1 protein-coding gene is annotated in these 11248 nt (G+C 76.2%); it reads left to right on the plus strand.

Translation table 11 applies throughout. From position 1 onward, the window contains the following. Positions 1 to 28 precede the first annotated feature (28 nt). On the plus strand, positions 29 to 11227 hold the full coding sequence (locus ACZ6Q9_RS16505; protein WP_396829290.1) for a type I polyketide synthase: 11199 nt from the start codon (positions 29 to 31) through the stop codon (positions 11225 to 11227). The last annotated feature ends 21 nt before the right edge of the window (positions 11228 to 11248 follow it).

Genomic DNA, 11248 nt, shown 5'->3' on the forward strand with positions numbered 1-11248 from the left:
CTGTGGTGTCACGAGAAAGCGAGATGTCATGGCGGACGAAGAGCGGCTGCGCGAATACCTGACGCGGGTCGTCGCCGAGCTGCACCAGACCCGCCAACGGCTCCGCGAGGTCACCGCCGAGGAGTCCGAGCCGGTGGCGATCGTGGCGATGGGCTGCCGCTACCCGGGCGGCATCAACTCGCCCGAGGACCTCTGGCAGTTCGTCTCGTCCGGCGGGGACGCCATCGGCGACTTCCCCACCGACCGGGGCTGGGACCTGGAGCGGCTCTACCACGCCGATCCCGACAACCCCGGCACCTCGTACACCACCGCCGGCGGGTTCCTGCCCGACGCGGGGCAGTTCGACGCCGCGCTGTTCGGCATCTCGCCGCGCGAGGCCGTCGCCATGGACCCGCAGCAGCGGCTGCTGCTGGAGGTCACCTGGGAGCTGTTCGAGCGGGCCGGCATCGCCCCGCTGTCGCTGCGCGGCAGCCGCTCCGGCGTCTTCGTCGGCACCTCCGGCCAGGACTACGCCGCCGTGCTGCACCGGGCGCCCGGCGTCGAGGGGTACGTGCTGACCGGCACCGCGGCCAGCGTCGTCTCCGGCCGGCTGGCGTACACGTTCGGGCTGGAGGGCCCCACGGTCACGGTGGACACCGCCTGCTCGTCGGCGTCGGTCGCCATCCACCTCGCCTGCCAGGCGCTGCGCCAGCGGGAGTGCGGCCTCGCCCTGGCCGGCGGCGCGACCGTGCTGGCCACCCCCGGCCCGTTCGTGGAGTTCTCCCGGCAGCGCGGCCTCGCCGCCGACGGCCGGTGCAAGTCGTTCGCCGCGTCCGCCGACGGCACCGGCTGGTCCGAGGGCGTCGGCATGCTGCTGCTCGAACGGCTCAGCGACGCCCGCCGCAACGGCCACCCCGTGCTCGGGATCATCCGCAGCTCCGCCGTCAACCAGGACGGCGCGTCGAACGGCCTCACCGCCCCCAACGGCCCGTCCCAGCAGCGGGTGATCCGGCAGGCCCTGGCCGGCGCGAAGCTCACCCCCGACCTGGTCGACGTGGTGGAGGCGCACGGCACCGGCACCACCCTCGGCGACCCGATCGAGGCCCAGGCGCTCCTCGCCACCTACGGCCAGGAGCGGGGCGACGCCGCGCCGCTGCTGCTCGGCTCGATCAAGTCGAACATCGGCCACACCCAGGCCGCCGCCGGCATCGCCGGGGTGATCAAGATGGTCATGGCGATGCGGCACGGCGTCGTGCCGGCCACCCTGCACGTCGACGAGCCCACCCCGCACGTGGACTGGGCCGCCGGCGCGGTCACCCTGGTCACCGAGGCCACCCCGTGGCCGGCCGTGAACCGGCCGCGCCGCGCCGCCGTGTCCTCGTTCGGGATGAGCGGCACCAACACCCACCTCATCCTCGAACAGCCCGAGCCCACCGCCGCCGAGACCGACCGGCCGGACCTCCCCGCGCCCGCACCCGTGCTGCTCACCGGCCGCACCCGCGCCGCGCTGCGCGCCCAGGCCGAGCGCTGGTCCCGGTACGTCGCCGACGACGCCGGGCTGCGACCGGCGGACGTCGCCTGGACCTCGGCCGTGTCCCGCTCGCCCCTGGAACACCGGGCGGTCGTCCTCGCCGACGACCGGGACGGCCTGCTCACCGCCCTGCACGCCCTCGCCGACGACCGGCCCGCCCCCGGCCTGGTCACCGGTGCCGCCGCCGAACGCGGCGGGGTCGCGTTCCTCTTCTCCGGGCAGGGCGCCCAGCGCGCCGGCGCGGGCCGGGAGCTGTACGAGGCGTACCCGGTCTTCGCGGCGGCGCTCGACGAGGTCTTCGCCCACCTCGACCACCGGCTGCCCCGGCCGCTGAAGCCGCTGCTGTTCGCCGAGCCCGGCACCGACGAGGCGGCGCTGCTCGACCAGACCGTCTTCACCCAGGCCGGGCTGTTCGCCGTCGAGGTGGCGCTGCACCGGCTGCTCGGCTCCTGGGGGCTGGCCCCCGACCTGGTCGCCGGGCACTCCGTGGGCGAGCTGACCGCCGCCCACGTGGCCGGCGTGCTCACCCTCGACGACGCCTGCGCCCTCGTCGCCGCCCGCGGCCGACTCATGCAGGCCCTCCCCTCCGGCGGGGCGATGCTCGCCGTCGCCGCCGACGAGGCCCGGGTCGCCGAGTCGATCGCCGAGCTGACCGACCGGGTCGCCGTCGCCGCCGTCAACGGGCCCACCGCCGTCGTCCTGTCCGGCGACGGCGCGACCATCGACGAGCTGGCCGCACTCTGGACCGGACGGGGGGTGAAGGTGCGCCGGCTGCGGGTCAGCCACGCCTTCCACAGCCCGCTGATGGAGCCGATGCTCGCCGAGTTCGCCGCCGTCGCCGCCGGCCTCGACCTGCGCGCCCCCACCCTGCCGGTCGTGTCCAACCTGACCGGCCAGCTGGCCGACCCGGCGCAGCTCACCGACCCCGGCTACTGGGTGCGGCACGTCCGGGAGGCGGTCCGCTTCGCCGACGGCGTACGCACCCTGCGCGCCCACGGCGTCGGCACCTTCGTCGAGGTCGGCCCCGACGCCGCCCTCACCGCCACCACCCAGGAGACCCTCGCCGAGGTCGCGGCCGACGACGCCGCCCCCGCCGTGGTCGTGCCGGTGCTGCGCCGGGACCGCCCGGACCGCCGCGCCCTGCTCGCCGCCCTCGCCCAGCTCCACGTCGCCGGCACGCCGGTGCGCTGGGCGGACCTCTTCGCCGACCGACCCGGCCGGCTCGTCGGCCTGCCCACCTACCCGTTCGAGCGGCAGCACTACTGGGTGCCGGCCGAGGCGCCCGCCGACGCGGCCACCGCCACCGGGACCGGCGTGCTCGACCAGCGGTTCTGGGCGGCCGTCGAACGGGCCGACCTCGACGCGCTGCGGGACACCCTCGCCGTCACCGACGAGGTCGCCGCCGAGTCGCTGCGCACCCTGCTGCCCGTCCTCGCCGACTGGCGGCGGCAGCGGCAGGAACACTCCGTGCTCGACGGCTGGCGCTACCGGGCCGACTGGCAGGTGACCCCCGAGCCAGCCCCCGCCCGGCTGACCGGCACGTGGCTGCTGGCGCTCCCCGGCGGCGGTGCCGACGACACCGCCGCCGAGACCGTCCGGGCCGCGCTGACCGGCGCCGGCGCCGACGTGCTGCCGCTGGCGGTCGACGCGGGCGCCGACCGGGCCGGCCTCGCCGCGTCCCTCGCCGGCGCCGGCCTCGCCGGGGTCGTCTCCCTGCTCGCCGGGCAGCCGCCGGCCGCCGACGACGCGGTCCTGCCCGGCCTGGCCGCCACCCTCGCGCTCGTGCAGGCGCTCGGCGACGCCGGGGTCGACGCCCCCCTGTGGCTGGTCACCCGGGGCGCCGTCGCCGCCGCCTCCTACGACCGGGTCACCGACCCCGCGCAGGCCGCGATCTGGGGCCTCGGCCGGGTGGTGGGCGTCGAGGCCCCGCACCGCTGGGGCGGCCTCGTCGACCTGCCGCCCCGCCCCGACCACCGCACCGGCGGCCGGCTCTCCGCGATCCTCACCGGATCGACCGGCGAGGACCAGCTCGCGGTACGCGGCCCCGGCGTCTTCGTCCGCCGCCTGGTCCGCGCCGCCGTCGGTGACCGCCCCCCGGCGCGCCGGTTCACGCCCACCGGCACGGCGCTGATCACCGGCGGGACCGGCGGGCTCGGCGCCCGCGCCGCCCGCTGGCTCGCCGGCGCCGGAGCCGAGCACGTCGTGCTGGTCAGCCGGCGCGGACCGGACGCCCCCGGCGCCGCCAAGCTGGAAGCCGAGCTGACCGGTCTCGGCGCCCGGGTCACCGTCGCCGCGTGCGACATCGCCGACCGGGCCGCCGTCGCCGCCCTGCTCGACCGGGTCGAGGCCGACGGCCCGCCCGTGCGCACCGTCGTGCACACCGCCGGCCTCGCGCAGAGCACCCCGCTGGCCGAGGTCACCCCCGCCGAGCTGGCCGAGGTGACCCTCGGCAAGACCGCCGGGGCCGCCCACCTCGCCGACCTCCTCGCCCACCGGGAGCTGGACGCCTTCGTCGTCTACTCGTCCATCGCCGCCACCTGGGGCAGCGGCGGTCAGGCCGGGTACGCGGCCGGCAACGCGTACCTGGACGCGCTCGTGCAGCAGCGGCGGGCGGACGGCCGGGCCGGAACCGCCATCGCCTGGGGACCGTGGTCGGACGGCGGCATGCACGCGGCCCACGCGGAGCAGAACCTGCGCCGCCGGGGCCTGCCCGCGATGGACCCGACCGTGGCCATGGGCGCGTTGCCGCAGGCCCTGGACCACGACGACGTGACCGTGACCGTGGCCGACGTCGACTGGTCCCGGTTCGCCCCGGCGTACGCCTCGGCCCGACGCCGGCCGCTGCTGGAGGGCGTACCGGAGGCGCGGGCCGCCCTCGACGGCGGCGCCCCGGTCGACGACGGCGACGAGGGCCCGGCGGCGACCCTGCGCCGGCGGCTCGTCGGGCTGACCCCGGCCCGGCGGGAGGAGACCGTCGCCGACCTGGTGCGCGACCTCGCCGCCGACGTGCTCGGCCACGACGGCGGGGCCGCCGCCGTCCCGGCGACCACCGCGTTCCGCGACCTCGGCTTCGACTCGCTGACCGCGGTGGAGCTGCGCAACCGGCTCGTCGCCGCCACCGGGCAGGCGCTGCCCACCACCCTGGTCTTCGACCACCCCACCCCGGTCGTGCTGGCCCGCTTCCTGCTCGCCGGCCTCTTCGACGCCGACGCCGCCCCGACCGCCGTCGCCGTGCCGACCACGGTGGACGACGACGAGCCGGTGGCCATCGTCGCCATGGCCTGCCGCTACCCGGGCGGCGCCGACGACCCCGAGCAGCTGTGGCGGCTCGTCGCCGACGGCGTCGACGCCATCGGCGACTTCCCCACCGACCGGGGCTGGGACCTCGACCGGCTCTACGACCCTGACCCGGCCAACCCCGGCACCTCCTACACCGACAAGGGCGGATTCCTGTCCGGGGCCGCGGAGTTCGACGCCGGGTTCTTCGGGATCTCGCCGCGTGAGGCCCTGGCGATGGATCCGCAGCAGCGGTTGCTGCTGGAGGCGTCGTGGGAGGCGGTGGAGCGGGCAGGGGTTGACCCGGGGGTGTTGCGGGGTTCGCGAACAGGGGTGTTCGTGGGCACGAATGGTCAGGACTATGGGGCCCTGTTGGCGGTGGCCGCGGACGAGGTGGAGGGGTTCGCGGCGACCGGGAACGCCGCGAGTGTGGTGTCGGGTCGGGTGGCGTACGCGTTGGGGTTGGAGGGGCCGGCGGTGTCGGTGGACACGGCGTGTTCGTCGTCGTTGGTGGCGTTGCACCTGGCGGTGCAGGCGCTGCGGCGTGGCGAGTGCGACCTTGCCCTCGCCGGCGGCGTCACGGTCATGGCCACCCCTGGCACCTTCCTCGAGTTCTCCCGGCAGCGGGGCCTGGCCCCCGACGGCCGGTGCAAGGCGTTCGCTGGGGGTGCGGACGGTACGGGTTGGGGTGAGGGCGTCGGTGTGCTGCTGGTGGAGCGGCTGTCCGACGCGCGGCGTAACGGTCACCGGGTCCTGGCGGTGGTGCGGGGAAGCGCGGTCAACCAGGACGGTGCGTCGAACGGGTTGACGGCGCCGAACGGTCCGTCGCAACAGCGGGTGATCCGGCAGGCCCTGGCGTCGGCGGGGTTGACCACGGCCGACGTGGACGTGGTGGAGGCACACGGCACGGGTACGACGCTCGGTGACCCGATCGAGGCGCAGGCGTTGCTGGCCACGTACGGGCAGGACCGGGAAGGGTACGAGCCGCTGCTGCTCGGGTCGGTCAAGTCGAACATCGGGCACACGCAGGCCGCCTCAGGTGTGGCGGGTGTGATCAAGATGGTGCTGGCGATGCGCGAGGGCGTGGTCCCGGCGACGCTGCACGTGGACGAGCCGTCCCCGCACATCGACTGGACCGCCGGCTCCGTGGAGCTGGCGACCGAGGCGCGGCCGTGGCCCGCCGTGGACCGGCCGAGGCGTGCGGCGGTGTCGTCGTTCGGCATGTCCGGCACGAACGCGCATGTGATCATCGAGCTGGCCGAGGGGTTGTCCGTCAAGAGCGCGGAGCCCGAGGCCGGTCCGGACCGGGGCCCGGCGCTGGTCGCCTCCGACGTCCTGGTGTGGCCGGTGTCGGCGCGGTCGAGGGCGGCTCTGGCGGGTCAGGCGGCGCGGCTGGCGGAGTACGTGCGCGAGCGTGGCGACGTGGATGTGGCGGCGGTGGGCTGGTCCCTGGCCACGACGCGGTCGCTGTTCGACCAGCGTGCCGCCGTGGTCGGTGCGAGCGCCGAGGAACTGCTGGCTGGGCTGGACGCCCTGGCCGCCGGTTCGCCGTCCGGGAACCTGGTCACGGGCACCGTTTCCGGGACGGGTGCGGGGGTGGTGTTCGTGTTCCCGGGTCAGGGTGCGCAGTCGGCGCGGATGGCGGCCGGTCTGGTGGGCCGGAGCCCGGTGTTCGACGCGAAGTTGGCCGAGTGCCAGCAAGCTCTCGCCCCGTACCTCGACGTGGACCTGGTGTCGGTGCTCACGGGCGAGGACGAGTCGTGGTTGGAGCGGGTGGAGGTGGTGCAGCCGGTCCTGTGGGCCGTGGGCATCGCTCTGGCGGCGGTGTGGCAGCACGTTGGGGTTTCTCCGGCTGCGGTGATCGGTCACTCGCAGGGTGAGATCGGTGCCGCGTGTGTGGCGGGGATTCTGTCGTTGGAGGATGCGGCGAAGGCGGTGGCGTTGCGGTCGCGGGCGCTGACGGTGCTGCGGGGTACCGGCACGATGGCGTCGGTGGACCTGTCCGCCGAGGCGATCACCGCCCGTCTCGCGGGTTTCCCGGGTGTCGGGGTGGCCGCCGTCAACGGCCCTTCCACCGTGGTGGTGTCCGGTCCGCCGCAGCCCGTCGCGGACCTTGTCGAGGCGTGCCAGGCCGACGGCATTCGGGCGCGGCTGATCCCGGTGGACTACGCCTCCCACTCGGTCGCGGTGCAGGACGTCGCGGAACAACTCCGCGCCGACTTGGCTGACATCGCCCCGCAGGAGGGCCACACCCGTCTGGTGTCGACGTTGACGGGTGACTGGGTGGATCCGGCGTCGATGACGGCGGACTACTGGTATGACAACCTGCGGCAGACGGTGCAGTTCGATGCGGCCGTGCGGGTCGCCGTCGCGGCGGGTCACACGACGTTTGTGGAGGTCTCGCCGCATCCGGTGCTGACCATGCCGGTCACGGCGATCCTGGACGACGCGGGCGTCACCGGTCACATCCTGGGCAGCCTGCGGCGCGGGGACGACGACCCGACGCGGTTGCTGACGAACCTGGCCACCGCGTACGCGATCGGCCTGCCCGTCGACCTGACCACCGTCCTCGCTGAGACCGACGCCGTCGACCTGCCCACGTACGCCTTCGACCGGGGGCGCTACTGGCTGGAGGCACCCGCGCACCGGGTGCGGGACGTCGGCTCCGCCGGCCTCCAGGACGCCGGGCACCCGCTGCTCAGCGCGGCCGTGCCGGTGGCCGACGACCAGACGGTGGTGCTGACCGGGCGGCTGTCGGTGCGTACCCACCCGTGGCTCGCCGACCACGCCGTCGGCGGGGTGGTGATCGTCCCGGGCACCGGCGTCGTCGACATGGTGGTCCGGGCCGGCGACGAGGTCGACGCCGGCCAGGTGGCCGACCTGACGCTGATCAACCCGATGGTGCTCCCCGCGAGCGGCGCGGTGCAGGTGCAGGTGCGGGTGGGCCCGCCGAGCGACACCGGCGAGCGCGCCGTGACCGTGCACTCCCGCCCCGAGGACGGCGGCGACGCCGAGTGGACCCGGCACGCCGAGGGCCTGCTGTTGCCGCACCTGCCCGCCCCGACGGCCGTGCCCGGGGAGTGGCCGCCGGCCGACGCCGTCGAGGTCGACACCGACCTCGACGCCTGGTACGCCCGGATGGCCGACGGCGGCCTCGGCTACGGCCCCGCCTTCCGGGGCCTGCGCCGCGTGTGGCGCGGCGACGACGAGGTCTACGCCGAGGTGGCCCTCCCCGACGAGGCGACCGCCGACGCGTCCCGGTTCGGGCTGCACCCCGCCCTGTTCGACGCGGCCCTCCAGGCCAGCGGGGTCACCGCGCTGCTCGGCGACGCGGCGGACACCTCCGGCGCGGGCTGGATGCCGTTCGCGTTCCGCTCGGTCGCCCTGCACGCCCACGGCGCCACCCGCCTGCGGGTGCGGCTGCGGCCCCTCGGCGCGGACACGGTCGCGGTCGCCCTTGCCGACACCGCCGGCCAACCGGTCGCCACCGTCGAGTCGCTGACCTTCCGGCCGGTCGCCGCGGGCCGGGCCGACGAGGCCGCCGCGCTGCGCCGCAACTCGGTGTTCCACCTGGACTGGATGCCCCTGCCGGCCCCCGACGCGGTGGCGGGAGACACCCGCTGGGCGCTGCTCGGCGACGATGACCTCGGCCTCGCCGAGGCGCTGGCCGCCGCCGGGCACCCGGTGCGCGGCCACGCCGACCTGGCGACGCTGGTCGCCGCGATCGAGCGGTACGGGGACGTACCCGATGTGGTGCTGGACCTGCGGTCCGGCACGGACCCGGACCCGGACCGGGCCGGTGCGGCCGCGCACGAGGCGGCCCGGGACGCGCTCGCGCTCGTTCAGGGTTGGCTCGGCGAGCCGCGGCTGGAGCGGGCCCGGCTGGTCCTGCACACCCGGTGCGCGGTCGGCGCCGCCCCCGGCGAGGCCCCCCGCGATCTGGCCCGGGCGAGCCTGTGGGGGCTCGTCCGCTCCGCGCAGTCCGAGCACCCCGGCCGGTTCACGCTGGTCGACACCGACGACTCCGCCGCCTCCCTCGCGGCGGTCCCGGCGGCCGTCGCCTCCGGCGAGCCGCAGCTCGCGGTCCGCGACGGCGCCCTGCTGGTGCCCCGGCTGGCCCGGGCGCGCGACGTCGGGGTGTTGCCGCTGCCCGCCGACGAGGTGCCGTGGCGGCTGGACGTCACCGAGCAGGGGACGCTGGAGAACCTCGCCCTGCTGCCCGTCCCCGAGGTGACCGGGGACCTGCCGGCGGGGCACGTCCTGGTCGGGATGCGCGCCTCCGGGCTGAACTTCCGGGACGTGGTGCTCGCCCTCGGCATGGTCCCCGACCAGCAGGTGCTGGGCAACGAGGGCGCCGGCGTGGTACTCGGCGTGGGGCCGGGGGTCACCGACCTCGCGCCCGGCGACCGGGTGATGGGCATCTTCTCCGGCTCGTTCTCCTCGGTCGCGGTCACCGACCGCCGGCTGCTCACCCGCATCCCCGACGGCTGGTCGTACGCCGACGCCGCCGCCGTGCCGGTGGTCTTCCTGACCGCCTGGTACGGCCTGGTGGAGCTGGCCCGGCTGCGCGCCGGGGAGTCCGTGCTCGTCCACGCGGCGGCCGGCGGGGTCGGCATGGCCGCCGTGCAGATCGCCCGCCACCTCGGCGCGGAGGTTTACGGCACGGCCAGCCCCGGCAAGTGGCCGGCGCTGCGCGCCACCGGCTTCGACGACGCGCACCTCGCCTCCTCCCGCAGCCTCGCCTTCGCCGACGAGTTCCGCGACCGCACAGACGGGCGGGGCGTCGACGTGGTGCTCAACGCGCTCAGCGGCGAGTTCGTCGACGCGTCGCTGGGGCTGCTCGCCCCGGACGGCCGGTTCGTCGAGATGGGCAAGACCGACAAGCGGGACCCGGAGCGGGTCGCCGCCGACCACCCCGGCGTGAGCTACCAGGTCTTCGACCTCATCGAGGCCGGCGAGGACCGGATCGGCGCGATGCTGGCCGAGCTGATGGCGCTCTTCGCCACCGGCGCGCTGCGGCCGCTGCCCCGGCGCACCTGGGACGTCCGGCGCGCCCCCGAGGCGTTCCGCTTCCTCAGCCAGGCCCGGCACGTCGGCAAGCTCGCCCTGAGCATCCCGCAGACGCCCCGGCTCGACGGCACGGTCCTGGTCTCCGGCGCGACCGGCACCCTCGGCGCGCTGCTCTGCCGGCACCTGGTCACCGCGCACGACGCCCGGCAGTTGCTCCTGGTCAGCCGGCGCGGCCCGGACGCCGAGGGCGCCGACGAGTTGCTCGCCGACCTCAAGGCGCTCGGCGCGGACGTGTCGATCGTCGCCGCCGACTTGGCCGACCCGGACGCCGTCGCGGACGTGGTGTCCATGGTGGATCCGCGGCAACCGCTGCGGGCGGTCGTGCACGCGGCCGGCGTCCTCGACGACGGCACCGTCGAGTCGCTCACTCCGGACCGGCTCGACGCGGTGCTGCGGCCCAAGGTCGACGCGGCCTGGAACCTGCACCAGGCCACCCTCGGCCACGAGTTGACCGCGTTCGTGCTCTTCTCCGCCGCCGCCGGCGTCTTCGGCGGCCCGGGCCAGGGAAACTACGCCGCCGGCAACGCGTTCCTCGACGCCCTCGCCGAGCACCGGCGGGCCCTCGGCCTGCCGGCGGTCGCCCTCGCCTGGGGGCGCTGGGCCCAGGCCAGCGGCATGACCGGGCACCTCGACTCGGCCGACATCCGCCGGCTCGACCGGGGCGGCATGGCCGCCCTGGCCAACGACGAGGCCCTCGCCCTGTTCGACGCGCTCTGGCGCGCCGAACGGGCGGTGCTGATGCCCGCCAAGATCATCACCGGGGTGGCCGCGCCGGGGGCGCCGGTCCACCCGCTGCTGGCCAACCTGGTCCGCCCCGGGGGCCGCCGGGCCGCCGCCGGCGAGGCCACCGACGGGCAGGCGTACGCCGAGACGCTGCGCGCGCTGCCCGACGACAAGAGGGCTCGCGCCCTGCGCGAGCTGGTGCTGTCGCACGTGGCGGTCGTCCTCGGGCACGGCGACCCGGCCGGCATCGAGCCGACCCGCGCGTTCCGGGAACTCGGCTTCGACTCGCTCACCGCCGTCGAGCTGCGCAACCGGCTCGGCGCGGCGACCGGGCTGCGGCTGCCGGCGACGCTGGTCTTCGACAACCCGACGCCGACCGCGCTCGCCGACCACCTGGCCGGGCAGTTCGCCCCGGTGGCCCCGGCGGGGGACCGGTCGGTGGCGGGCCGGGAGCTGGACCGGCTGGAGGCGGCGCTCGTCGGGCTCGACCCGGCCGACGACGAGTTCCGCCGGATCACCGACCGGCTGCACGGTCTGCTGGACCGGCTGACCGAGCGGCAGGCGGACGCGGACGGCGACGACGACCTGGAGTCGGCCACCGCCGAGAACATCTTCGACCTGATCGACCGCGAGCTGGAGACGTCGTGACCCCCAGCCGCAACGACATCG

Source organism: Micromonospora sp. NPDC049139, assembly GCF_055586845.1.

What these genes read in the sequence shown, in the direction of transcription:
- ACZ6Q9_RS16505 (WP_396829290.1), top strand. Translation starts at nt 29, where the DNA reads ATGGCGGACGAAGAGCGGCTGCGCGAATACCTGACGCGGGTCGTCGCC.